Below are 22,801 nucleotides of genomic sequence, written 5' to 3' on the forward strand. Positions count from 1 at the left end.
GGATGCCCTGCCGTCCCGAAGGACGGCCGCATTTCCTGCACTCAGTGCGCGATACTGGGATCGAACCAGTGACCTCTTCCGTGTCAGGGAAGCGCGCTACCGCTGCGCTAATCGCGCCTATAAGTGGTATCTCCACCACCATGGCGTTCTGTTCTGCTTATTCTGTTGCTGTCATTCTACGCGGGTTCAGCTCTGTCGTGTTCTCAACCCTATGTCATTGCGCCCGGCGAACCGGACTCACCTGCGAGGTGGGGACGGGAATCGAACCCGCGTTAACGGCTTTGCAGGCCGCTGCCTCGCCACTCGGCCACCCCACCGCAGTCAACGTCTGACTTCACGAGCCTTCGGTCGACGTTCAGTGGTAAGGCCTGGTCAGGCCCTGACACCTTAGAAAGGATCCGTCATGAATCCTCTCATACTCACGTGCTGTTTCCTGCGAGCGGATGACGAGATTCGAACTCGCGACCCTCACCATGGCAAGGTGATGCTCTAGCCAGCTGAGCTACATCCGCAGTGCTGTCCCGGCCGCAGTTTTTCGCGGCGTTTCAACGACTTGAAACGATAGCGCAGGTCTCTGCCGCTCGTCCAATCGGGGCCTCGAACCCCTGTTCTGCGGCGCTGCCGGGCGGGTGTCGGGCGCTGCCGGGCGCGCTCGGGGGCTGGCCTGCGGACGTGTCCCCGCCAGGTGGCAGACTGGAGTCGATGACACAGCCAAGCCTCGCGCACGCCACAGACTACGGCCGCATGTACTCCCGTTCCATCGGCGGCACGCCCGAGGTGCCCTCGATCACCACGGTGATCTCGCAGGAGCACAAAGACCTGACCGGGTGGGCTGGCCATATGGCCAGCGCCGAGCTCGCCGGTGACCAGCGTCTGGCCAGTGCCGTGGGCTCCCCCGCGGAGCTCAAGCGACTTGCACGCCAGGCCTCCTCTGCGGCCGAGCGCTTCCGTGACGCCGCAGCTGCCCGCGGGGACCGGGTCCATCACTACGCCGAGCAGGTGGCACTGGAGGCCCTGGGCGTCGCCCACGGGGCGGGCGCGGCCCGCGAGGCACTCGCCGAACACCGGGAGACCAGCTTCGCTGACCGCTTCGACGAATGGTGGCAGCTCTATGGCGTGACGCCGCTCGCCGCCGAGGTCACGGTCTGGAACCACACCCTCGGCTACGCCGGCACGCTGGACCTGGTGGCTGATATCGGCGGACGCACCTGCATCATCGACTTCAAGACCAAGGGACTGAGCCGGGACGGCCGGGCCAAGCCGCTGAGCGACTCCGTGGTGATGCAGCTCGTGGCCGGCATGCAGGCCGAGGAGATGCTGGTCGACGCCCGGTCCGGGGAATGGAAGCCCTGGCCCTACGGCAACGACCCGATCCTGCTGGCGGTCGCGGTCTCCGAGGCGGAGGTGGTGCCGAACCAGGCGAATCCTGCGGTGCTGAAATCACACTGGCACAAGTTCTGGGCGCTGCGTCAGGTCTGGGAGCACAGCAGATCCGCGGCGGCAGCCGGCACCGCCCTGCGCCCGATCGCCCCGCCGCCGGTGCCTGCACCAGCCAGGACAGCGCCTGAACAATGACAGAATGTGCCCTATGACTGTCCTGAGCATCCGCATGATCGGCGACCCGGTGCTGCGCACCCCTGCGACCACCGTGGCGACAGCAGGGGCCGGGGCTGCAGTGGATCGCAGCACCGCCGAGCTGATCGCCGACATGTTCGAGACCATGGACGCCGTCGCCGGGATCGGACTCGCTGCCCCGCAGATCGGGGTGAGCCGCAGAATCTTCACCTTCGACGTTGCCGGAGAGCGCGGGGCGGTGATCAACCCCGAGCTGAGCCTGCTCGGTGAGCGCAGCTTCACCGCGCGCGAGCCCGATGAGGGCCCCGCCGAGGGCGAGAACCTGCTTCGCGAGGGGTGCCTCTCCGTGGCGGACATCTATGCCCCGGTGACGCGCTCACAGCGGGTGCTGCTGACCGGCACGGACCCGGAAGGCTCTGCGGTGCGTCATGAAGCCACCGGACTTCTGGCCGCGTGCTTCCAGCATGAGGTGGATCATCTCGACGGACGGCTCTTCGTGGACCGCCTCACCGGTGCGGACAAGGTCGCCGCCGTCCGCGCGCTGCGCTCCCGCGAGTACGGTCAGGCCATCGATCAGACCCTCGGCTCCCGCAAGACCAGCCACAGCAGCTTCTTCGCCTCCTGAAAGGCCACGACAGACCATGCAGCAGTTCACCGAAGACACTCTGGCCGCCGCACGCGCGGAGACGCGCGGCACCACACCCGGTCCAGGTCGGATCATCTTCGCCGGCACCCCGGAGATCGCCGCCACCGCACTGCGGACCTTGCTGCGCTCGGGCGCCGAGGTGGCCGCGGTGCTCACCCGCCCCGACGCCCCGGTCGGACGACGACGCACGCTGACCCCCTCCCCCGTGGCGCAGGTCGCCGACGAGGCCGGGATCCCGGTGATCAAGGCCGACACGGTGGATGCCGAGGTCACCGCCGAGCTCACCGCAGTCGAGGCGACGCTCGGCGTCGTCGTCGCCTATGGAGCCCTGCTGCCGGCTGCGACCCTTCAGGCTCCTGCCCGCGGCTGGGTGAACCTGCACTACTCCCGGCTTCCGCTGCATCGCGGGGCGGCACCGGTGCCGCACACCATGCTCGCCGGGCAGACCGAGACCGCGGCCACGGTGTTCCAGCTCGAGCGTGGGATGGACACCGGCCCGATCCACGGCATCTGCCACTACGAGATCGCTGAAGCCACCTCAGCGGGCACGGTCCTGGAGGAGCTCACGGTCCTGGGCGCCTCGCTGCTGATGGTGCTGCTGCCGGACCTGCTGGCCGGCACCTCCGTGTCCCAGGAGCAGGTCGGTGAGCCAAGCTACGCCCCAAAGCTCACCGGCGACGACGCCTTCATCGACCCCCGCCGTCCGGCCGCTGAGCTGGTCAACCAGATCAACGCGACCATCCCCGAGCCCGGCGCCTGGACGCTGAACGGGGAGCACCGGATCAAGTTCGGCGTCGCCCGGCTCTACCGCCCCGAGGCAGCGGCGGCGGACGCCTCCCAGGTCGGTAAGGTGCTGGTCGGTGAGGTGCGTCAGCTCGACCCGGAGCAGGCAGGGGCCGACCCGGTGATCGGCTTCCGCGCCGGAGACGGGGTCGATCTGGTGCTCACCAGCGTCCAGCCCGCAGGCAAGCAGATGCTCAACGCGATCGACTGGTACCGCGGCCTCCACGGCCAGGTGCTGCTGGGAGGCGCCGAGCAGGACAGGCCGGACCAGGTACTTTCTGAACAGGCCCGGGCCGCCCAGGATCCCCAGTCCTCAGCCACGGCCCCCAACTCCTCCACGACCTCCCAGATGCCGACGACCCCCATGGAAGAGCGCACCCGATGAGCCACAGCGGCCGAGATGCAGCACAGCCGCCCAGCCGCAGGAATGCGTCGGGTCGCGAGCGCAACCGCGGCGGGAAGGCCGCCTCCGGGCAGGGCAGGGGCCCGGCCGTCCGCGGGTTCAGCGCCGCGGCTCCTGCCCAGCGCAAGCGCCGCGCCGATCCTGCGCGGCTCACCGCGTTCATGGTGCTGCGAGCAGTCAGCCGCGACGACGCCTACGCCAACCTGACCCTTCCCGCGGAGATCAGGGCTAAGCGCCTGGACAAGCGCGACGCCGGCTTCGCCACCGAACTGACCTACGGCACGCTGCGCGGCACCGGCACCTACGACGCGATCCTGAGCGCCTGCGTGGACCGTCCGCTGAGCGAGCTCGACGCCCCGGTGCTGGACGCGCTGCGTCTTGGGGCGCATCAGCTGCTGAACATGCGAGTCGAGACCCACGCCGCCGTGGACGAGACGGTCGCGCTGGTGCGCGCCGAGATCGGTGCCGGACCCAGCGGACTGGTCAACGCCGTGCTGCGCAAGGTCAGCGCCAAGACGCTGCACGAATGGACCGAGAAGCTCGCCGAGGACCGGCAGCTCAGCGGCGACGATGCGCTCGCGCTGACCCACGCCCACCCGGCCTGGGTGGTGCGCGCGATGCGCCAGTCGCTGCGCCTGCATGGCCGCGGCACCGAGCTGGAGGCGCTGCTGCGCGCCGACAACGCCGCCCCAGAGGTCCACCTGGTCGAGCTTCCCGGGACCGGCCCGACCCAGGGCCACCGGCTGCGCAGCGCGCAGGAGGCCGGCGCCGTCGCGTCCACGGCGCTGACCGGGGCCGCGATCTTCCGCGGCGGAGATGTCGCCCGGCTGCCCGGCACCCGGGAGGGTCAGCTGCGTGTCCAGGACATCGGCTCGCAGTGGGTCACCCGCGCCCTGGCCACCGCCGAGCTCCCCGATCAGGCAGACACCACGGAAGGATCGAGCACTGCCGAGCGCTGGCTCGACCTCTGCGCGGGCCCCGGTGGCAAGGCCGCGCTGCTGGCCGCGCTCGCCGCCCAGCGCGGCGCCTCGGTGCTGGCCAACGAGCCCGCCGCCCACCGCGCCAAGCTCGTGACCAACGCCCTGGAGCCGGTGGACGCGAAGGCCTGGACGGTGCGCACCGGTGACGGCCGGACCATCGCGGAGGACTCGCCAGAGTCCGGCTATCAGCGGATCCTGGTCGACGCCCCCTGCACCGGTCTCGGCGCCCTGCGACGCCGGCCCGAGGCCCGCTGGCGGCGCACTCCCGGAGACCTCTCCAGTCTCACCGCGCTCCAGCAGGAACTCCTCGACGCCGCCGTCGGCGTGCTCGCTCCGGGCGGGCTGCTGGCCTACGTGACCTGTTCCCCGCATATGGCCGAGACTGTGATCCAGGTCGACGACCTGCTCCGCCGCCACCCCGAACTGGTGCTGCTCGATGCCCATGAGCCGATGCGCGCCGCCGCCGAGGACGCCGGAGCGGCATTGCTGCGCGAGACCGCCACGACCGCCACGACGGAGACCGCCGCCCGCTGTGTGCAGCTCTGGCCTCACGCGCACGGCACCGACGCGATGTTCTTCGCGCTGCTGCAGCGCCCGCTCCAGGTGCCCGCGTCGGGTGAAGAATCTGCCGGGGAGACCCCCGACGGTAGGATCACCCTGTGATCAGCCCGCGCATCCACCCCAGCATCCTCAACGCCGACTTCGCCAACCTCGCGAGCGAGCTGACCCGGATCAGCTCCGCCGACGCGGTGCATGTCGATGTGATGGACAACCACTTCGTGCCGAACCTGACCATCGGGCTGCCGGTGGTGAAGTCCCTGCGCGCGGCCACCGAGCTGCCCATGGACATCCACCTGATGATCGAGGATCCAGACACCTGGGCGCCGCAGTACGCAGAGCTCGGCTGTGAATCGGTGACCTTCCACGCCGAGGCGGCGCAGGCCCCGATCAGGCTCGCCCGCGAGCTGCGCGCGCAGGGCACCCGCTCGGCGATGGCGGTGAAGCCTGCCACCGGGATTGAGCCGTACCTGGACATGCTCGGCGAGCTGGACATGCTGCTGCTGATGACCGTGGAGCCCGGTTTCGGCGGGCAGAGCTTCCTGGACCTGATCCTGCCCAAGATCCGCCGCGCCCGCCGGGCCGTGGACGACCTCGGCGGGACCGTGGCGCTGCAGGTCGACGGCGGGATCAGCACCGAGACGATCCAGCGGGCGGCCGAGGCCGGCGCGGACACCTTCGTCGCCGGCTCAGCGGTCTACTCCGCCGACGACGCCGCCTCGGCGATCGCGGAGCTTCGCCGCTTGGCCAGCTGAGACTGCACGCTGAGAGCCGCGGACAGGCCCGGCTGACCCTCGCGCCGGACGGGTCCCGTGCCCAGTTCCGGGGCTCCGTCGCCTCATTCCGGGGCTCAGCCCCGAAGCTCAGCTGCCGATAAGTCCGCGGAGCTCGCGGCGGGAGCGGATCTTCAGCTTCGCCATCGCATTGGCCACGTGGTACTCCACTGTGCGCACCGAGAGCACCAGCTGCTCGGCGACCTCCCGGTTGGTCCGTCCCTCGGAGACCAGCATCGAGACCTGCCGCTCGCGTTTCGAGAGGCCGCTGAGCGCCTCCTGCGCACGTAGGCTCAGCACCGGCTCCGGCTTCGCCGACGGGTCCTCGGGGACCCAGCTGACGACCCGGTCCGTAGTTCTGGAACCCGCCGACGACGTCGCGCCAGCCGCCCCACCGCCGGACCCTGCCGCCCGTGTCGCGGCCACCTGTGCCGCACCCGACCCCGGCGCCGCCGTCCTGGCCGACCCACGCATCGTCGAACCCATAGCGGTCGACCTGGTTCCGGCCTGCCCTGGCGCGGCCGGGCCCGCTCCGGAGTCTGCCGTCGCGGCGTCACGCCTGGCTGCGCCAGGATCGGAGACGCCCGACCAGAGGGCGCTCGGGCCGACCGGAGCTGCGCCTGCCGATCCGACGCCGCGGGCCCCACCGGACTGGAGCCGCGGGCGCAGCGTCTCCATCAGCTGGTTGGCCCGTTCCAGCTGCGCATCGGCGTCGCATGACTGCAGCACCGAGGCCGACCACACGGCAAGCTCCAGCGCTGTGGCCCGGTGCCGGGACAGCTCCTGCGGGTAGGCCGCGGTCAGGGTCGCGATGTCAATGCCCAGCATCGCCCGGAAGATCCGAAACCCGCCTCCCTCCCCGGGAAGCTGGGTGGGACGGATCGATTCCGCCGCGTCGTAGCCGCGGAGGGCCTCCAGGAAGCTCTCCATCGCCTCGCGCGGCGCGTCGGCGCCCCAGCGTTCGAATCCGCGCAGATACGGCGTGGTCAGGGTGCGCTGGAAGTCCAGTCCGGCGGCGTCGCCTTCGGCGCTGCGCAGCAGCGCCGGCAGCATTGCCGCCCAGCCGCTGACATGCAGCGCCCGGGCGAGCATGCTCACCGCCTGGGGCTCCGTCGCCCACCATGCGGTGCCGTCGTTGCGCATGCTCAGCAGGTTCCTGGCGACGCCGGGATAATCGGACTGCGAGGCCGCCAGGCAGGCCTGGACCCAGTCGATGGTCCCGGTGATCAGGGGCCCCTTCGCGAAGGGGCTCTCCTGCAGCACCTCCAGCCTGGCTCGGACCTTCTCCTCCTCGCCGCGGGCGGCCGGCACCACGGCCGAGACCGCGTAGGCGACGTGGGAGACGGCGTTCTCACCGCGGGCCAGCGCCTCACCAGCGGCGCGATCGGCCAGTTCTTCGGCCTCGTCCCAGTACGCCGCGCTGAAGAGCAGCAGGGCCAGCTGAGAGCGGGCATACATGACATAGCTGCTGGTCCCGTCCTGGGCGGCGGCGGCGCTCAGATCGTGGTAGGCACTGCCCTGCTCGCCGAGCTGCCGGTACAGGGCGCCGCGCACCGCGTACATCGACCCCTCGTAGCGTTCGACCCCGGATCGGCCCCGAAGGGCCGCCAGGGTCACCGAGACCCGGTCGATCATGGCGTGGGCATCGGTGGGGTCCACCGCCGAGATCTCACGCCACAGGGTGTTCATCGCATTCAGGCCCTGCAGCTGTGCGGGTGTCCAGATATCACCGATGAGGTTCTGGGCCTCCGGACTGTCCGGGACGGCAGCCAGCACGGCGGAGATCTGCTTGGCCAGGGCGGCGCCGCGACCGCGCCGCCCCAGGGCGTAGAGTCTGGCGTTGGCCTCGACGACGGCTTCGACGTAGAGGGGCAGCCCCCGATCGGGCTGTGGGGTCACCGACTCCAACTCTTGGAGCGCACCGTCGAGGTCTGACTGTTCGAGGAGCATCAGCGCCAGGATGCCAGAGCGGCAGGTCGACTCTGGCATCGCCCGCATCGCGGACTCCAGGGCTAGCAGGGCAGAGATCCGGTGGGTCCGCACGGCGAGGGCGGCGAGCAGGGTGAGTGAGTCCGTGTCGTCGAGGGCCATCGAGACGGCGGCCCAGGCCAGGTCGAAAGCTTCGGGGAGATCATGACGCCGGGCGGCCTGGAGCGCGTAGTTGCGCAGCTGACCGATGACCTCCGCGGCGTCGCCCACCGTGGAGTCGCGTCGGATGGCTTCGGCCAGGTGACGCACCGAGTCCTCACCCTGGAGCACGGAGGAGACCGCGAGCAAAAGCTGAGCCTGGTCCTCCTCGGAGGTGCCGCTGAGCACCGCTCGGCTCAGTGAGCGGCGCTGCACCGCATAGCCGCCGGTGAGCTCCTCCCAGTCGAGCAGCGAGGTGCCCAGCAGGGCGGCGGGGTCCACGACGGCTCCCAGCGCCGTCTCGAGCTGGTTCCGGCTCAAGGCGGTGTCGGCGGCGGCCAGCAGCGCCACGGCCCGGCGGTCCGCGTCGTGGAGACCGGCCATCTGGGTCAGCACATCACGATGCATCCCGCTGTAGTCTGCAGACCGCACCGTGGCGGCCAGCGCCTGGTCGATGCTGCGCGCGCCGGCAGGGACCCGGCGCAGCCAGCGCCCCACCTGCTCCACCAGTCCGGGATAGCCGTCGGTCTCACGCAGCACCTGCGCAGCCACCGACTCTGCGATGGGCAGCTGGGAGTGCGCCTGCAGCAGCTCGCCGACCTCCCGCAGCCGCAGCGGCTGCAAGGCGATATAGGTGCCCCGAGGGCTCGCCCGAGCCAACCGGATGAGCCGCTGAACCTCAGGGCGCGCAGAACCATGGGTGCTCAGCACCGTCAGCACCGGGCCGTCCTGGAAGATGCTCAGCCCACGCCAGAGCGCGTCGGCGGAGACCTCATCGACCAGGTGCAGGTTCTTCACGCTCATCAGGTAGACCCGCTGCAGGCTCCGCGCGGCGTCGAACCCGGTGGCCAGCAGGTCTTCCAGGTCGGCGGGATCGGCGGGATCGGCGGGATCGGCTCCCATAAGGTGCCGGATGGCGGATCCGGCGTGGTCGGTGAAAGACTCATCGAGCAGGATCGTGCGCTCGTCCCACTCGGGGACGCCCTCCATGGCCTGGTGCAGCAGCCGGCTCTTCCCAGCTCCGGTGAACCCCTCGATGACCACGAACTGGGCCTTGCCCATCCGCGCGCGATCAGCGGCCTGGCGGATCAGCGCGATCTCCTTGCGCCTGCCCACGAACGGACCGCTGCGGTGCACTTTGGGCCCCTTCTTCGATGGAAAAGTTGTCCGGAAGTATACCGGCCCGTACTTTCTACTGGGTTTCCAGAGTCCGACTACGTGGTTTTGCGTCATCTGAGCGGCCGCGCCGCGCAGGGGGCGTGTAATGAAGGGGCCTCTTCGGAGGCGCAGGTGGTCCGGAGAGAAAGTTCAGGGGGTTCTCTCCGGACCATCAGTGCGTCCGGGGCCAGTCCGCCTCCGGCTCTGCTGCGGTTCTTGTATCCCACAGCATGACCGGGACGGTTCTCGGCATGAAAAAACCGGTGGTGCTCTCAACCTTCCCCAGAAGAGAGCACCACCGGCACATGTATGAGTCTAACGGAATCCGAATCTCGGCTGGACCACGGTTGCACCTGAACTTGAAGGTCCGTGCAGCTCCTCGCGGCGCAGCTCCTCGATCGCGCTCTCAAAGTCCTGCAGCGATTCGAAGCCGCGATACACCGAGGCGAAGCGCATATAAGCGACCACGTCGAGCCGGCGCAGCGGGCCGAGGATGGCCAGTCCGACGTCGTTGGCGTCCACCTCGGCGTTGCCCGCGGCGCGGATGTTCTCCTCGACCTCCTGTGCCAGCACTGCGAGGTCGTCGTTGGAGACCGGTCTCCCCTGGCAGGCCTTGCGCACGCCGTTGATCACCTTGGACCGGTCGAAGGGCTCGGCCGCTCCGGAGCGCTTGATCACGTTGAGGCTGGTGGTCTCCATCGTGGTGAAGCGCTTGGAGCACTGCGGGCACTGCCGACGTCGGCGGATGCCCGAGCCGTCGTCGAGCATGCGGGAGTCGACGACTCGGGAGGAGTCATGGCGGCAATAGGGGCAGTACATGGGGCGAGTCTACCCACCACATATAGTGTGCTTCAAATCTCCGACCACAAGATGTTGTGACTTCCGGGCTCCCCTCCGGTGGGACGGAGGGTGCCCGACCATCACTCAGAGCTCCAGGCAGCCTGGGCCGAGCAGCACCTTGAGGTCACCGAAGAGCGCCGGAGAAGGGCTGACCTGGTATTCGTGGCCCAGTCGCATCAGCTCGATCTTGTCCCCGGAGAGCAGCCGCACGTGCACATCGGACGTGCCGCGGTGCGCGCGCAGGGTCCGGCCCAGCTCCATGACCAGGTGCTCCGAGGCCCGCTGGGAGGAGACCGAGACGACGACGGGCCCGGCGTTGCCGTCCTCATTGATCTCCGGCACGACCACGTCCATCGCCTTGAGCGTGACGCTGCCGTCGTCGCGCCGGTCGATCTGACCCTTCACCGAGACCACCAGGTCCTCGGCCAGGATCATCGAGACCGCCTGATAGGTCTTGCCGAAGAACATCACCTCGATGGTGCCGGCCATGTCCTCGATCTCGGCCCGGGCATAGGGGTTGCCGGAGGACTTCGCCACCCGGCGCTGCAGCGAGGTGATCATTCCGGCGATGGTGATGCCGGCGCCGTCGGCCGGTCCGTCCTCCCCCATCACCGAGGAGATCGAGCGATCCGCGTGGTGGGCCAGGACCCGTTCCAGGCCTTGGAGCGGGTGGTCGGAGACGTAGAGGCCGAGCATCTCGCGCTCGAAGGAGAGCTTGTCCATCTTCTCCCACTCCGGCAGGTCAGGCACGCTGACCGAGAGCGAGTCGCCGAGCTCCATGTTGGCGCTGCCGAAGAGGTCGGTCTCATACGCCTGAGAGCCCTTCTTCTCCGAGATCGCCTGGTCGATGGCCTGTTCGTGGATCGTCACCAGCGCCCGGCGGGTGTGCCCGAGCTCGTCGAAGCCGCCGGCCTTGATCAGTGACTCGATGGTGCGCTTATTGCACACCTGCATGGGGACCTTCTTGAGGAAGTCGGCGAAGGTCTCATAGGGGCCTTTCTCCTCCCGTGCGGAGACCATTCCGGCGACCACGTTGGAGCCCACGTTGCGCACCGCGCCCATGCCGAAGCGGATCGTGTCGTCACCGACCGGGGTGAAGGTCAGCGCGGACTCGTTGATGCTCGGGGAGGTCACGGTGACGCCCATGCGTCGGCACTCGGAGAGGTAGAGCGCGAGCTTGTCACGGTTCTCACCCACCGAGGTGAGCAGGGCGGCCAGGTACTCGGCCGGGTAGTTGGCCTTGAGGTAGGCGGTCCAGTACGCGATCAGCCCGTAGGCGGCGGTGTGTGCCTTGTTGAAGGCGTAGTCGGAGAACGGAAGCAGGACGTCCCAGAGCGCCTTGATCGCGGCCGCAGAGTATCCGTGGGTCTCCATGCCGCCGGAGAAGTTCACGTACTGCTTGTCCAGCTCGGACTTCTTCTTCTTGCCCATGGCGCGGCGCAGGATGTCGGCCTGGCCCAGGGAGTACCCGGCGACCTTCTGCGCGATGGCCATGACCTGCTCCTGGTAGACGATCAGCCCGTGGGTGGTGCCCAGGATCTCGCGCAGCGGCTCTTCGAGCTCCGGGTGGATCGGGGTGGCCTCCTGGTGCCCGTTCTTGCGCAGCGCATAGTTGGTGTGCGAGTTCGCGCCCATCGGTCCCGGCCGGTAGAGCGCCAGGGCGGCGGAGATGTCTTCGAAGTTGTCGGGGCGCATCAGCCGCAGCAGCGAACGCATGCCGCCGCCGTCGAGCTGGAAGACGCCCAGGGTGTCGCCGCGGGCCAGCAGGTCATAGGCGGCGCGGTCGGTGAGCTCGAGGTTCTCCAGGTCGATCACCACGCCCTTGTTGAGCTCGATGTTCTCCAGGCAGTCCGAGATGATCGTGAGGTTGCGCAGCCCCAGGAAGTCCATCTTGATCAGGCCGAGGTTTTCGCAGATCGGGTAGTCGAACTGCGTGATGATCGCGCCGTCCTGCTCGCGCTTCATGATCGGGATGATGTCGATCAGCGGGTCGCTGGACATGATCACGCCGGCCGCGTGCACGCCCCACTGGCGCTTGAGCCCTTCCAGGCCCGAGGCGAGGTTGAAGATCTCGGTCATCCGCGGGTCGGCGTCGACGAACTCGCGCATCTCGGCGGCCTCGGAGTACCGGGCGGACTTCTTGTCGTAGATGTCACCCAGGGGCATCGGCTTGCCCATGGCGTCGGGCGGCATCTTCTTGGTGAGCTGGTCACCGGTGGCGAAGGGCTCCCCCATGACGCGGGCGGAGTCTTTCAGCGCCTGCTTGGACTTGATCGTGCCGTAGGTGACGATCATGGCCACGCGCTCGTCGCCGTACTTGTTGACCACGTATTGGATGACCTCGGAGCGACGACGGTCATCGAAGTCGACGTCGAAGTCGGGCATGGAGACGCGGTCGGGGTTGAGGAACCGCTCGAAGATCAGCCCGTGCTGCAGCGGGTTGAGGTCGGTGATGCGCATCGCGAAGGCGACCATCGAACCGGGACCGGAACCGCGGCCCGGACCCACCCGGATGCCCTGCTCCTTGGCCCAGGTGATGAAGTCGGCCACGACCAGGAAGTAGCCCGGGAAGCCCATCTGGGTGATGACGCCGATCTCGTATTCGGCCTGCTTGCGGACCTCGTCCGGGATCCCGTTCGGGAACCGGTAGTGCAGCCCCTTCTCGACCTCTTGGATGAACCAGGACTCCTCGGACTCTCCGTCGGGCACCGGGAAGCGGGGCATGTAGGAGGCGGCCTCGTTGAACTCCACCTGGCAGCGCTCGGCGATGGCCAGGGTGTTGTCGCAGGCGTCGGGGAAGTCGCGGAAGAGGTCGCGCATCTCCGCGGCGGACTTGAGGTAGAACTCCTCGGAGCCGAACTTGAACCGGTTCGGGTCATCGAGGGTGGAGTTCGACTGCACGCACAGCAGCGCCCCGTGGGCCTTGTGGTCGTGCTGGTGGGTGTAGTGCAGGTCGTTGGTGGCGACCATCGGCATGTTCAGCTCGCGGGCGAGCTTGATCAGGTCCTGTTTGACCTTGCGCTCGATGTCGAGGCCGTGGTCCATCAGCTCGCAGTAGAAGTTCTCGCGGCCGAAGAGGTCCTGATACTCGCCTGCGGCCTTCTTCGCCTCTTCGTACTGGCCCAGGTGCAGCCTGGTCTGGATCTCGCCGGACGGGCAGCCGGTGGTGGCGATGATGCCCTTGCCGTAGGTCTGCAGCAGTTCCCGGTCCATGCGCGGCTTGTAGAAGTAGCCCTCCAGGGAGGCCTTCGAGCCCATTCGGAACAGGTTGTGCATTCCGGTGGTGTTCTCGGCCCACATGGTCATATGTGTGTAGGCGCCGCCGCCGGAGACGTCCTTCTCCCCGATCACCCCGTCGCCCCACTTGACCCGGGTGCGGTCGGAGCGGTGCGTGCCGGGAGACAAGTAGGCCTCGAGCCCGATGATCGGCTTCACGTCGTAGTTCTGCGCGGTCTTCCAGAACTCATAGGCGCCGAAGAGGAAGCCGTGGTCGGTGGTCGCCACCGCCGGCATGCCCAGGTTCTGGGTCTGCTCGAAGAGCTCGCCGATCTTGGCGGCGCCGTCGAGCATCGAGTACTCGGTGTGGTTGTGCAGGTGGACGAAGTCACCGGTGGTTGCCATGCTCAGCCGTTCTCCAGGATCTCGAGGGCCTGCGCCAGGTCCGCGGGGTAGTCGGTGCGGTAGCTGACCCATTCTCCGTCGCCGGGGTGGTGGAAGCCGAGCTCCATCGCATGCAGCCACTGGCGGGTCAGGCCGAGGTCGGCGGCGAGCTGCGGGTCGGCGCCGTAGGTGAGGTCTCCGGCGCAGGGGTGGCCCAGCGCGGAGAAGTGGACCCGGATCTGGTGGGTCCGGCCGGTCTCCAGGGTGACGTCCATCAGGCTCGCCCGGCCGTAGGCGTGCTTCAGCCGGTAGTGCGTGCGGGACTCGCGGCCGCCGTCGAGCACCGCGAAGCGCCAGTCGTGGCCGGGGTGCCGGCCGATGGGGGCGTCGATGGTGCCGTCCACCGGGTCGGGCAGGCCCTGGACCAGGGCGTGGTAGCTCTTATGGGTGGTGCGCTGACGGAACGCGTCCTTGAGCACGGTGTAGGCGTGCTCGGTCTTGGCCACCACCATCACCCCGGAGGTGCCGACGTCGAGCCGGTGGACGATCCCACGGCGCTCCTGGGCTCCGGAGGTGGAGATCTCCACTCCGGCGGCGAGCAGCCCGCCGATCACGGTGGGACCGGTCCAGCCGGGTGAGGGATGCGCGGCCACGCCCACGGGCTTGTCCACCACCACGATCTCGTCGTCCTGGTGCAGCACGGTCATGTCTTCCACGGCTTCAATCCTCACCTGGAGCGGGTCCTGCTTCTCGGGCACGACGACGGCGAGCTCTGTTCCAGCTTGCAGACGGTCGGACTTCTTCACCGCGCGCCCGGCAGGGCGTCCCTGCGTGCGGTCCTGCGCCCAGGTGACGAGTCCTTCTTTGAGCCACTGGGTCGTCTCCATGCGGGAGACCTCGAAAAGGGTGGCCAGCACGGCGTCGGCGCGGCCGCCGTCGAGCTCGGTGGGCACTGCGATCTGTCGGGTGCTCATATGTCGGTCTCCGCAGCATCGGTGGTCGCGGTCTTGGGCTTGTCGGCGTCGGCGTTCTTCTCGCTCGTCTCGCGGGTGCCGTCGAGGTTGAGCCCGAAGAGCATCATGGTGCAAATCCCGATGATGGAGCAGACGATGAAGGAGTCGGCGATGTTGAAGATCGCGAAGTTCGGCACCGCGATGAAGTCGACGACGTGGCCCTGGCCAAAGGTGCTGATCCCTTCCCCGTTCATCGACGGGGCGCGGAAGATCCGGTCGGTGAGGTTGCCGGCGACGCCGCCGGCGAGACCGCCCAGGCCCAGCGTCCAGAGCCAGGAGCCACCGAGTTGGCGGCTCTTGAGCGCGACGTAGGCGAGCACCACGATCATGATCAGCGTGAAGATCCAGGTGTAGTCGGTGCCCATGGAGAATGCGGCCCCGGGGTTCAGGTGGTAGCGCCAGTAGAGCACCGGGGGCAGCACCTCGGTCTGCTCCCCGAGTGTCATGGTGGTCTCGACCCAGACCTTGGTTAACTGATCAGCGGCCCAGGCGAACACCGCCAGGGCCGCTGCCACGATGAGCGCAGTTCGGCGGGACGGGTTTCGCATGGACCGCTGATGGTCTTCTGAGAGCTGTTTCGACACCGTTGGATTCTACAGGCCAGGTGTCGCCTCGGGATGCCCGGCGTCGGGCAGGGAGGGTCAGCCTACTGTGGCTTCCTTCTCGATGGAGCCGCGGCTGTTGAGATCTGCCAGCTGCCCCTCGATGTAGTCCTTCAGCCGGGCGCGGTAGTCACGCTCGAAGCCGGTCAGCTCGCCGACCTTCAACTCCAGGTCCGCCTTCTTGCGCTCCAGCGCGTTCAGCGTGCGGGTGGAGGTGAGCTCCGCCTCTTCGATCACGTTCTCCGCGCGGGTCTCGGCCTCGGTGACGATCTCGTTGCGGCGTCGCTCGGCCTCGGCGAGAAGCTGCGCGTGCGTGGCCTCGGCGGTGCTGATCAGCTCGTCGCGGCGGGTCTCACCTTCGAGGATGTAGGCGCTGCGGGTGCTCTCGCCCTCGGCGATGTAGGCATCCCGGGTCTGCTCACCCTCGGTGACGTACTCGTGGCGCTTGGCCTCGCCCTCAGCGATGTAGGCGTCCCGGGTCTGCTCCGCCTCGGACACGTACTGGTCGTGAATCTTCTGGGCCATGGCCAGCACCCCGGTGGCCGAGACCGCCGTGGCATCCGCGGGAGACTCAGCCGCCGAAGGACGTTCCTGCGCGGGCCGAGTCCCCGGGGCAAACTCCTGGTCATCGGCGGACCGGTCTACGGAACCGGTCATGATCGAGGTCGTCCCGGCGTAGCCGGAGAGACCAGCATCCTTGAGCTCGTCGGGCTCGAGGTTCGACGGGGATTCGCCGAGCTGATCCTCCAGAGCCGCAACCTTGGCGGTGAGCTCCTCGTTCTGCTGCGTCAGGCGCCGCCATTCGACGACCACCTCGTCAAGGAAGTCATCGACTTCGTCCTTGTCATAACCGGGACGGAACTTGGTTTCGGGGAATTCCTTGTTCAGGAGATCATCGGGGGTCAGGGCCATGCGGTATCACCTCATCGAGTGGCTGGAAAGCTGAGAAGCTGGTCAGGGGGTCACCGCCCAGGATACCCACTGCACTCCACAGGCTTCGACTTCAACCTTCAAGCGCGGGTTTCAGACCTCCATGTCGCATGGAGCGGGCCCTGCGGCGGCGCAGCGCTGGACCCCTCGCGCGTGGGTCGGTCCCGGATCAGGCGAAGCCGCGCAGCACCATCTTGGCGATGACCACGACCAGGAACACCAGCAGGAAGCCCATGTCCAGAGACACCCCGCCCAGGTTCAGCGGCGGCACCTTGCGCTGGATCCAACGAATCGGCGGGTCGGTGATGGTGTACACCCCGACGGCGATCATGAGCGCGAAGCCCTTGGGTCGCCAGCTGCGAGCGTACTGCTGGGTGAGGTCGAAGACGATGCGGACCACCAGGGCGAACTGGTAGATGGTCAGCAACAGGTACAGGGGCGCGGTTAAGAGATCCACAGCTGAAAAGAGTACTTGGTTCAGCTCTGGTTGAAGAACTGGGCCGAGGACGGAGTCTCCGCGGCGGCGCGCTCTTCAGCCAGCACCTCGATGTTCTTCGGGGTCAGCAGGAACACCTTGTTGGTGACTCGCTCGATGGATCCGCCCATGCCGAAGACCAGCCCGGCGGAGAAGTCCACCAGTCGCTTGGCCTCGGCCTCGCCCATGTCGGTGACGTTCATGATGACCGGGATGCTGTCCCGGAAGGACTCGCCGATGACCTTCGCGTCGTTGTAGGAGCGCGGGTGGACGGTGGTGATTTTTCGCATCGGTGAACTTTCATCCCGGGATGAGGGGGCTCGCTTGATCGGGGTGACGGGGGCACGGTAGTCCGGGTCCACGGCCAGGTTGGAGCTGTTGTACTGGCCCGCGTGTGAGCTGTCATCGGCGTGATCGACGCCGAGGGCGACGACCTCGCTTCCCCGCGTGGAGGAGGTGGCGCTGGTGGGCGCCGGCGTCTCACGGACTGGGGCCACGGTTGAGGAGCTGCGGTTCGCCGAGCTGGGCTCCGCATGTGAACCCTGGGTGCTGCGTGTCACCGAAGAGGGCTCCTTGGAGAAGCTGTCCTCGCTGTAGTCGTCTCCGTCGGCAAGGCCGAGGTAGATCATGGTCTTCTTAAAGGCACCGGCCATGAGGGTTCTCCTGGGAAAGTTTGAATTGCACTGCGCAGCCTTCAGACTATCGCTGAAGCGGACGCTCACCCAGGACATCTCGGCCGACCCGCAGGTGTGTCGCACCGTGGGCCACGGCTTCCTCCAGGTCATTGCTCATTCCTGCGGAGATCATGTCCGCCTGCGGATGGACCTCACGCAGCTGCGCGGAGAGCTCCGCGAGCCGGCGGAATGCGGGGGCGGCGGGCTCATCCAGGGGCGCGACCGCCATGAGGCCGCCGAGCTCCAATCCCGGGGCGGCGGCGATGCGCTGCGCCAGGTCGGCGATCACGGCGGGGTCAGCCCCTCCCCTGCCGTCGGCAGGCACCGGGTCGCGCAGATCCACTTGGATCAGGCAGGTCAGTGGCCGCTCCTCGAAGTCCGGGGCGGCCTTGATGAGTGCCTTGAGCAGGGAGCCGCGGTCCACGGAGTGCAGGTGGTCGGCGTAGCCGATGACCGAGCGCACCTTGTTGGACTGCAGCTGGCCGATGAAGTGCCAGTGCAGGACATCCTCGGGGGCGGTGGGGTCTTCCGCGGCGTCAGCGCCCTCCGAGGCGGAGCCGAGGAGCCGGGCGACCTCGGCGGCCTTCGCGGCGGCCTCCTGGTCCCGGTTCTCTCCGACGTCGCGGACTCCCAGCCGGTGGAGCCGGAGCACATCGGCGGCGGGGAAGAACTTGGTCACCACGATCAGCTGGGGCCGATCCTGGCGCCCGACGGCGGTCATGGCCCGGTCGATCCGGTCGTGGACCGCGGCGAGGTTCGCCGCCAGCTCCTGGCTGCGCGGGTCCTGTGCGCCGTCGCTCTGCTCTGGGCGCGCTGGATCGGGGGTTGCTGTATCGGGGCGTGCCGGTTCGGGGCTTGCTGGGTCTGGGCTGGTCTGCACGGGGAAAGCCTATCGAGCCGCGAGGTCTGTGGGGAGTTCGGCGTGGGCGGGGGCCGGCGACATCCAGATGACTCCGGCGAAGCGACCCTGGCCCGGAGCTCGGCGGTGGGAGAAGAGCGAGTCGTCCTCGATCGTGCAGCCGGCGAGCTCGGCGACGGTCACGCCCTGCCGGGCCAGGACGCTGTGGGCCTCCGCGCGCAGGTTCAGCGCGCTGGTGCCCCAGCTGGTGGTCGAGGCGATGGCGGGGCGCGCCGCGGAGACCTCGGTGACCATCTCGGTCGGGATCTCGTAGCAGTCGCCGCAGGCTCCGGGGCCGATCCATGCGGTGATCGAGACGGCTCCGTGGGTCTTCATCGCGGAGACGGTGTTCTCCAGGACGCCGGCGAGCAGACCTGGGCGTCCCGCGTGGGCGGCGGCGGTCACCGGGACATGGCGGGCGGGGTCGTCCTGCGCGCGCCGGCCGTGGAGCAGGACCGGGAGGCAGTCGGCGACCATGATCGCCAGTGGCACTGATCCATCAGCGCAGACCCAGGCGTCGCCGGTGAGCGGCTCGGCCGGACGCCCAGCTTCGACGGTCGCGGCGGTCCCGCCAGCCGGCGCGGTCTCATCAGCGGGCGCGGTCTCGTCAGCGGGTACGGTCTCGGCCTCCAGCACGTCGGCGGAGTGGACCTGGTGCAGAAAGCGCAGGGAACCCTCTGGGACACCCATGCTCGCCTCGAGGAGCCGGCGGTTCTGGGGCACCTCGGACTGAGATCCGACATGGCGGGCCAGGTTGCCGGCCTCCACGGAGGTGAAGCCCAGCTGCACGGCGTCCCCGGCCTGGCCCCGCCACCAGAACGGTGACGGGGACACGGCCGTGCTGGCCCCCTTGTTGCTGGGGGCCGGGGTCACTTCAGGAAGTCAGGTACATCGAGGTCGTCGTTGCGACCCCCGGTGTAGTCCGACTCGACGATGTCCGGGATGTCCTGCTGCTCCTCGTTTTCATGGCGACGACGCGACTGGTCGAAGCGCTGCTGGGGAGCGGTGTCCTGGGAGCCGGCGTGCCGCGGCGCGCCGTGGCCGCCCACGGGGATCGTGCCGGGCACGGTCCCGGGCACCGGCGGAGCGGTGCGCGCGGCCGGTGCTGCGGAGCCGACGCTGCGTGCCGGCGCCTGGTTCTGCAGCGGCTTTGCGGGGCGGGAGGTGGCGTCGACCTGGTCGAAGCCGGCGGCGATGACCGTCACCCGCGCCTCGTCACCGAGGGCGTCGTCGATGACGGCGCCGAAGATGATGTTGGCCTCAGGGTGGGCGACCTCCTGGACCAGCCTGGCGGCCTCGTTGATCTCGAAGAGTCCGAGATCGGAGCCGCCCTGGATGGAGAGCAGGACGCCGTGTGCGCCGTCGATGGAGGCTTCCAGCAGCGGCGAGGCAATGGCGAGCTCGGCGGCCTTGACCGCGCGGTCCTCGCCGTTGGCCGAGCCGATGCCCATCAGCGCGGAGCCGGCACCCTGCATGACCGACTTCACGTCGGCGAAGTCGAGGTTGATCAGGCCCGGAGTGGTGATCAGGTCGGTGATGCCCTGCACGCCGGAGAGCAGCACCTGGTCCGCGGAGCGGAAGGCGTCGAGGACCGAGACGTTCTTGTCCGAGATCGAGAGCAGCCGGTCGTTGGGGATCACGATGAGCGTGTCGACCTCGTCGCGGAGCTGCTCGATGCCTTCTTCGGCCGAGCCGGCGCGCCGGCGACCTTCGAAGGTGAACGGGCGGGTGACCACGCCGATGGTCAGCGCGCCGAGCGAGCGGGCGATCCGCGCGACGACGGGGGCGCCGCCGGTTCCGGTGCCGCCGCCTTCGCCTGCGGTGACGAAGACCATGTCTGCGCCGCGGATGACCTCTTCGATCTCCTCGGAGTGGTCCTCGGCGGCCTGGCGGCCGACCTCAGGGTTGGCACCGGCTCCCAGTCCACGGGTCAGCTCACGGCCGACGTCGAGCTTCACATCGGCGTCGCTCATCAGCAGCGCCTGCGCGTCAGTGTTGATGGCGATGAATTCCACGCCACGGAGACCGACGTCGATCATGCGGTTGACGGCGTTGACGCCGCCGCCACCGATGCCGACGACCTTGATCACGGCCAGGTAGTTGTTCGGTGATGCCACGTTGTGTGTCCCTTGCTCGTCTCTGGTCTCAAATGTACGGAGACCCCCGTCGCCGCAGAAGCCGCAGCGCGACTTCTCACTGTCTTCACCCGTCGTGGGCTGCCAGATCAGGTCGAAGTCCTTAGGGGTGACATCGATCCGATCATAGGCGACAGCCTGTGACGTCGCAGCGGCTCTTTAGCGGACGGGAGCCTCCGTACCTGAGACATTCTTCTGTTGCGTGCGAACCAACAGCAAGGTTCAAGCTTTACTTGAACCTTAGAGGATCCCCGAGGGCATCCCCAGTCTGAAGTTCTTTTCGGTCATAAGCCTACGCGCCACACGCGCCTAGCGCGTCACCGGCGCGCTCGGAGTTGAGATGTCGAGCACCTCCACGCCGTCGAACTCGCCCGTCGGGGAGCCGAGGATCGCTTCGAGCACCGCCGCCTTCTCCTCGCCGCGCTCGTCATTGCCCCAGACCACGGTGCGGCCGTCCTGAAGCTCGAGCTGCACCGAGTCCCGGGACTCGGCGGTCGCGGAGTCCAGCGACTCCCGCGCACCCTCGGGCAGCTGACCCAGCACCGAGACGATGCTGCGGAAGACCGATTCGTTCTCCAGCGCGGCCTCCGCGGAGATCACCGGGGTCGCGTAGCCCTCCGCGTCGGAACGCTGAGACTCGTCGAAGGTCCTGATCAGTTCACCCTCCTGGCTGTAGAAGAGGATCTCCTCCCCCACGTGGACCTCGGCCACCGGGGGATGTTCGATCACCAGGATCTCCAGCCCCTCGGGCAGCCGGGCGGCGACGATCACCTCATCGACGGCCTGTTCGTCCTCGAGCAGGTTCTCGACGTCGCGCTGGCTGACCTGGGCCAGCGGCGTGCCCTCCAGCGGTCCGAGCAGCTCCTGGGCGCGCTCATCGGTGAGCAGATCGTTGTCCTGGACCGCGATGGCGCGCACCACCAGCAGCGGGGAGAAATACAGGGTGGCCACCAGGCCGAGCAGCACCGCAATGCTGATCAGCAGCGCGAGGGCCCGGCGGCGGCGTCGTCGTCGCCGGGTGACGGCGGCGGGTTCGGGGAAGTCCAGCAGGGACTCGTCGGAGGCTCCGAACGGGTCATCCTCGCCCTCGGCGAACGAGTCGCCGCGGTCCGTCTGCTCGGCTGAGGTGCTCGAGTCGGTGGCGCGGTCGGTGGCGCGGCGGGGAAACCGCAGCTTCATCGGCGCTCCGTCAGCGCGGTGAGGACGTCGGCGCCCAGGGCGGTGACGTCACCGGCGCCCAGGGTCATGATCAGGTCCCCGGGGCGGGCGGCGGAGGCCACCGCGTCCACGGCCTCGGCCGTGCTGCGCACCGGGTGTCCCAGCAGCGCGGCGGTGACGCCCTCGATGGGCTCCTCCCGGGCGGGGTAGATCTCGAGCACGGCCACGGTGTCGGCCGCGGTCAGCGCGGTGCCGAAGTCAGCGGCGAAGGCGGCGGTCCGGCTGAACAGGTGCGGCTGGAAGATCACGTGGACCTGGCCCTGGTCCTGCGCGAGCGAGGCCCGGGCGGCCTGGAGCACTGCGGCGACCTCGGTGGGGTGATGGGCGTAGTCGTCGTAGACCCGCACGCCGGAGACCTCGCCGCGCAGCTCGAAGCGGCGCGAGGTGCCCTGGAAGTGGGAGACGGCCTCGGTGCCGGCGCTCAGCGAGAGCCCGGCCCGCAGGCCCACCGCGATCGCGGCCAGCGCGTTGAGCTGGTTGTGCACTCCAGGCACGGTGAGCCGCAGCTCGGCCTGCTCGGACCCGGCGCTCACGGTGCCGCCGGCGCGGGTTACGCTGCTCAGCCGCAGGTCGGCGTCCTCGCGGGTGCCGTAGCTGATGATGTCCACCCCGCGGGCGCGCAGCGGCTCGGCCACCTTCGCGAGCAGCTCGCGGGCGCCGGCGTCGTCGACGCAGATGATCAGCGCGCCGCCGTCGGTGATGCGTGCGGTGAAGTCCACGAAGACCTGCTCCACCGCTTCGGCGGTGCCGTAGTGGTCCAGATGGTCCGCCTCGACGTTGGTGACCACCCCGACCTCGGGCGCGTAGTTCAGCAGCGAGCCGTCGGATTCGTCGGCCTCGGCGATGAACCATTCTCCGGTGCCTGCCGCGGCGTTGACCCCGAGTCCGGCGACGTTGGCGCCCACGGCGAAGGTCGGTGAGAGTCCTGCCTGCTCCAGCAGCACAGTGGCCATGGAGGAGGTGGTGGTCTTGCCGTGGGTCCCGGCCACGGCGACGGCGCGGCGGGTGCGCATCAGGGCAGCCAGGCCCTGGGAGCGGTGCAGCACGGGCAGACCGCGGCGCAGGGCCTCGTCGTATTCGGGGTTGCCGGCGGCGGCGATGGACGAGGCGATCACTGCGGTGATCGGGTGACCGAGCTGGGCCTCGGCGGCGGCGAGGTTCTCGGCCCGGTAGCCGACGGCCACGGCGGCGCCGGCCTGGCGGAACTCCTCCAGGACCGGGAGCTCCTTGGCGTCGGTGCCGCTGATCGGCACGCCGTCGGCGGCCATCAGGCGGGCGACCGCGGAGACGCCAACTCCGGCGAGTCCCAGGAAGTGCACGTGACCGAGCCCGTTCACGGACGGCTCGTCCGGGCCGGCGGGGGCGTCACCGGGGGTCTCAGGGGATGTGTCAGCGGATGTGGAGGGGTTCATC

The 22,801-nt window shown here is 68.8% G+C and carries 18 protein-coding genes and 3 tRNA genes; 5 read left to right on the forward strand and 16 right to left on the reverse strand.

What is annotated here, in order from left to right; genetic code table 11:
* Nucleotides 1–45 precede the first annotated feature (45 nt).
* The 3 genes from ACHAA4_RS03765 to ACHAA4_RS03775 all read right to left on the reverse strand — a co-directional run bounded on the left by ACHAA4_RS03765 (nucleotide 46) and on the right by ACHAA4_RS03775 (nucleotide 512).
* A tRNA-Val gene (locus ACHAA4_RS03765) sits at nucleotides 46–117 on the reverse strand.
* 129 nt (nucleotides 118–246) lie between these two features.
* Nucleotides 247–317: transfer RNA gene (locus ACHAA4_RS03770), tRNA-Cys, on the reverse strand.
* A 121-nt stretch (nucleotides 318–438) separates the two neighbouring features.
* Nucleotides 439–512: transfer RNA gene (locus ACHAA4_RS03775), tRNA-Gly, on the reverse strand.
* A gap of 190 nt (nucleotides 513–702) precedes the next feature.
* On the opposite strand from ACHAA4_RS03775, the gene ACHAA4_RS03780 reads away from it, so the two are divergent.
* Genes ACHAA4_RS03780 through rpe form a run of 5 tightly spaced genes read left to right on the forward strand, consistent with a single transcriptional unit; the run spans nucleotide 703 to nucleotide 5,700 of the window.
* A complete protein-coding gene (locus tag ACHAA4_RS03780; protein ID WP_435772832.1) occupies nucleotides 703–1,575 on the forward strand; it encodes a PD-(D/E)XK nuclease family protein in 873 nt (290 codons plus the stop codon).
* Nucleotides 1,576–1,588: 13 nt separating this feature from the next.
* Nucleotides 1,589–2,200: a peptide deformylase gene (gene def / locus ACHAA4_RS03785; RefSeq protein WP_435772833.1), complete on the forward strand. Its 612-nt coding sequence runs from the start codon at nucleotides 1,589–1,591 to the stop codon at nucleotides 2,198–2,200.
* Between the two features lie 16 nt (nucleotides 2,201–2,216).
* On the forward strand, nucleotides 2,217–3,389 hold the full coding sequence (locus tag ACHAA4_RS03790; RefSeq protein WP_435772834.1) for a methionyl-tRNA formyltransferase: 1,173 nt from the start codon (nucleotides 2,217–2,219) through the stop codon (nucleotides 3,387–3,389).
* Nucleotides 3,386–5,050 (forward strand): RsmB/NOP family class I SAM-dependent RNA methyltransferase, encoded by a 1,665-nt coding sequence (locus ACHAA4_RS03795; RefSeq protein ID WP_435772835.1) that lies wholly within the window; start codon nucleotides 3,386–3,388, stop codon nucleotides 5,048–5,050. Before ACHAA4_RS03790 ends, ACHAA4_RS03795 begins: the two co-directional genes overlap by 4 nt.
* The gene (rpe, locus tag ACHAA4_RS03800; protein ID WP_435772836.1) at nucleotides 5,047–5,700 is read left to right on the forward strand and encodes a ribulose-phosphate 3-epimerase; all 654 of its coding nucleotides are present in this window, start codon (nucleotides 5,047–5,049) and stop codon (nucleotides 5,698–5,700) included. The genes ACHAA4_RS03795 and rpe overlap by 4 nt, the downstream gene beginning before the upstream one ends.
* Before the next feature lie 108 nt (nucleotides 5,701–5,808).
* Here rpe and ACHAA4_RS03805 read toward each other — a convergent pair whose 3' ends face one another.
* The 13 genes from ACHAA4_RS03805 to murC form a co-directional block, all read right to left on the reverse strand.
* Nucleotides 5,809–8,982, reverse strand: a complete 3,174-nt coding sequence (locus tag ACHAA4_RS03805) for a helix-turn-helix transcriptional regulator (protein WP_435772837.1) — start codon at nucleotides 8,980–8,982, stop codon at nucleotides 5,809–5,811.
* A gap of 336 nt (nucleotides 8,983–9,318) precedes the next feature.
* The gene (gene nrdR, locus ACHAA4_RS03810; RefSeq protein ID WP_435772838.1) at nucleotides 9,319–9,822 is read right to left on the reverse strand and encodes a transcriptional regulator NrdR; all 504 of its coding nucleotides are present in this window, start codon (nucleotides 9,820–9,822) and stop codon (nucleotides 9,319–9,321) included.
* A gap of 105 nt (nucleotides 9,823–9,927) precedes the next feature.
* The gene (gene dnaE / locus ACHAA4_RS03815; protein ID WP_435772839.1) at nucleotides 9,928–13,464 is read right to left on the reverse strand and encodes a DNA polymerase III subunit alpha; all 3,537 of its coding nucleotides are present in this window, start codon (nucleotides 13,462–13,464) and stop codon (nucleotides 9,928–9,930) included.
* 2 nt (nucleotides 13,465–13,466) lie between these two features.
* Nucleotides 13,467–14,417, reverse strand: coding sequence for an RluA family pseudouridine synthase (locus ACHAA4_RS03820; RefSeq protein WP_435772840.1), 951 nt, complete (start codon nucleotides 14,415–14,417; stop codon nucleotides 13,467–13,469).
* Entirely contained in the window at nucleotides 14,414–15,004 is a 591-nt protein-coding gene (locus ACHAA4_RS03825) for a signal peptidase II (RefSeq protein ID WP_435772987.1), read from the reverse strand. Before ACHAA4_RS03825 ends, ACHAA4_RS03820 begins: the two co-directional genes overlap by 4 nt.
* 93 nt (nucleotides 15,005–15,097) lie before the next feature.
* Nucleotides 15,098–15,970 carry a DivIVA domain-containing protein gene (locus tag ACHAA4_RS03830; RefSeq protein ID WP_435772841.1) on the reverse strand — a complete coding sequence of 291 codons (873 nt, stop codon included), beginning with the start codon at nucleotides 15,968–15,970 and terminating at the stop codon, nucleotides 15,098–15,100.
* Nucleotides 15,971–16,157: 187 nt separating this feature from the next.
* Complete coding sequence (locus ACHAA4_RS03835) at nucleotides 16,158–16,445, reverse strand: YggT family protein (RefSeq protein WP_241464334.1); 288 nt, start codon at nucleotides 16,443–16,445, stop codon at nucleotides 16,158–16,160.
* A 20-nt stretch (nucleotides 16,446–16,465) separates the two neighbouring features.
* Complete coding sequence (locus tag ACHAA4_RS03840) at nucleotides 16,466–17,116, reverse strand: cell division protein SepF (protein ID WP_435772842.1); 651 nt, start codon at nucleotides 17,114–17,116, stop codon at nucleotides 16,466–16,468.
* Nucleotides 17,117–17,162: 46 nt separating this feature from the next.
* The gene (locus tag ACHAA4_RS03845; protein WP_435772843.1) at nucleotides 17,163–18,017 is read right to left on the reverse strand and encodes a YggS family pyridoxal phosphate-dependent enzyme; all 855 of its coding nucleotides are present in this window, start codon (nucleotides 18,015–18,017) and stop codon (nucleotides 17,163–17,165) included.
* Between the two features lie 9 nt (nucleotides 18,018–18,026).
* Complete coding sequence (locus ACHAA4_RS03850; protein WP_435772844.1) at nucleotides 18,027–18,908, reverse strand: purine nucleoside phosphorylase YfiH/LACC1 family protein; 882 nt, start codon at nucleotides 18,906–18,908, stop codon at nucleotides 18,027–18,029.
* Nucleotides 18,905–20,152 carry a cell division protein FtsZ gene (gene ftsZ / locus ACHAA4_RS03855; protein ID WP_435772845.1) on the reverse strand — a complete coding sequence of 416 codons (1,248 nt, stop codon included), beginning with the start codon at nucleotides 20,150–20,152 and terminating at the stop codon, nucleotides 18,905–18,907. Before ftsZ ends, ACHAA4_RS03850 begins: the two co-directional genes overlap by 4 nt.
* A gap of 327 nt (nucleotides 20,153–20,479) precedes the next feature.
* The gene (locus tag ACHAA4_RS03860; RefSeq protein WP_435772846.1) at nucleotides 20,480–21,349 is read right to left on the reverse strand and encodes a cell division protein FtsQ/DivIB; all 870 of its coding nucleotides are present in this window, start codon (nucleotides 21,347–21,349) and stop codon (nucleotides 20,480–20,482) included.
* A complete protein-coding gene (murC, locus tag ACHAA4_RS03865; RefSeq protein WP_435772847.1) occupies nucleotides 21,346–22,800 on the reverse strand; it encodes a UDP-N-acetylmuramate--L-alanine ligase in 1,455 nt (484 codons plus the stop codon). Before murC ends, ACHAA4_RS03860 begins: the two co-directional genes overlap by 4 nt.
* Nucleotide 22,801 lies beyond the last annotated feature (1 nt).

Origin of the sequence: Nesterenkonia maliinae (genome assembly GCF_051262655.1) — a bacterium.
In the GTDB taxonomy this organism is placed as follows: Bacteria; Actinomycetota; Actinomycetes; order Actinomycetales; family Micrococcaceae; genus Nesterenkonia.

Excerpts from the sequence above, each read along its gene's own strand:
- ACHAA4_RS03780 (WP_435772832.1), top strand. The coding sequence starts at position 703 with ATGACACAGCCAAGCCTCGCGCACGCCACAGACTACGGCCGCATGTAC.
- def (WP_435772833.1), top strand. The coding sequence starts at position 1,589 with ATGACTGTCCTGAGCATCCGCATGATCGGCGACCCGGTGCTGCGCACC.
- ACHAA4_RS03790 (WP_435772834.1), top strand. The coding sequence starts at position 2,217 with ATGCAGCAGTTCACCGAAGACACTCTGGCCGCCGCACGCGCGGAGACG.
- ACHAA4_RS03795 (WP_435772835.1), top strand. The coding sequence starts at position 3,386 with ATGAGCCACAGCGGCCGAGATGCAGCACAGCCGCCCAGCCGCAGGAAT.
- nrdR (WP_435772838.1), bottom strand. The coding sequence starts at position 9,822 with ATGTACTGCCCCTATTGCCGCCATGACTCCTCCCGAGTCGTCGACTCC.
- dnaE (WP_435772839.1), bottom strand. The coding sequence starts at position 13,464 with ATGGCAACCACCGGTGACTTCGTCCACCTGCACAACCACACCGAGTAC.
- ACHAA4_RS03820 (WP_435772840.1), bottom strand. The coding sequence starts at position 14,417 with ATGAGCACCCGACAGATCGCAGTGCCCACCGAGCTCGACGGCGGCCGC.
- ACHAA4_RS03825 (WP_435772987.1), bottom strand. The coding sequence starts at position 15,004 with ATGCGAAACCCGTCCCGCCGAACTGCGCTCATCGTGGCAGCGGCCCTG.
- ACHAA4_RS03830 (WP_435772841.1), bottom strand. The coding sequence starts at position 15,970 with ATGGCCCTGACCCCCGATGATCTCCTGAACAAGGAATTCCCCGAAACC.
- ACHAA4_RS03840 (WP_435772842.1), bottom strand. The coding sequence starts at position 17,116 with ATGGCCGGTGCCTTTAAGAAGACCATGATCTACCTCGGCCTTGCCGAC.
- ACHAA4_RS03860 (WP_435772846.1), bottom strand. The coding sequence starts at position 21,349 with ATGAAGCTGCGGTTTCCCCGCCGCGCCACCGACCGCGCCACCGACTCG.
- murC (WP_435772847.1), bottom strand. The coding sequence starts at position 22,800 with ATGAACCCCTCCACATCCGCTGACACATCCCCTGAGACCCCCGGTGAC.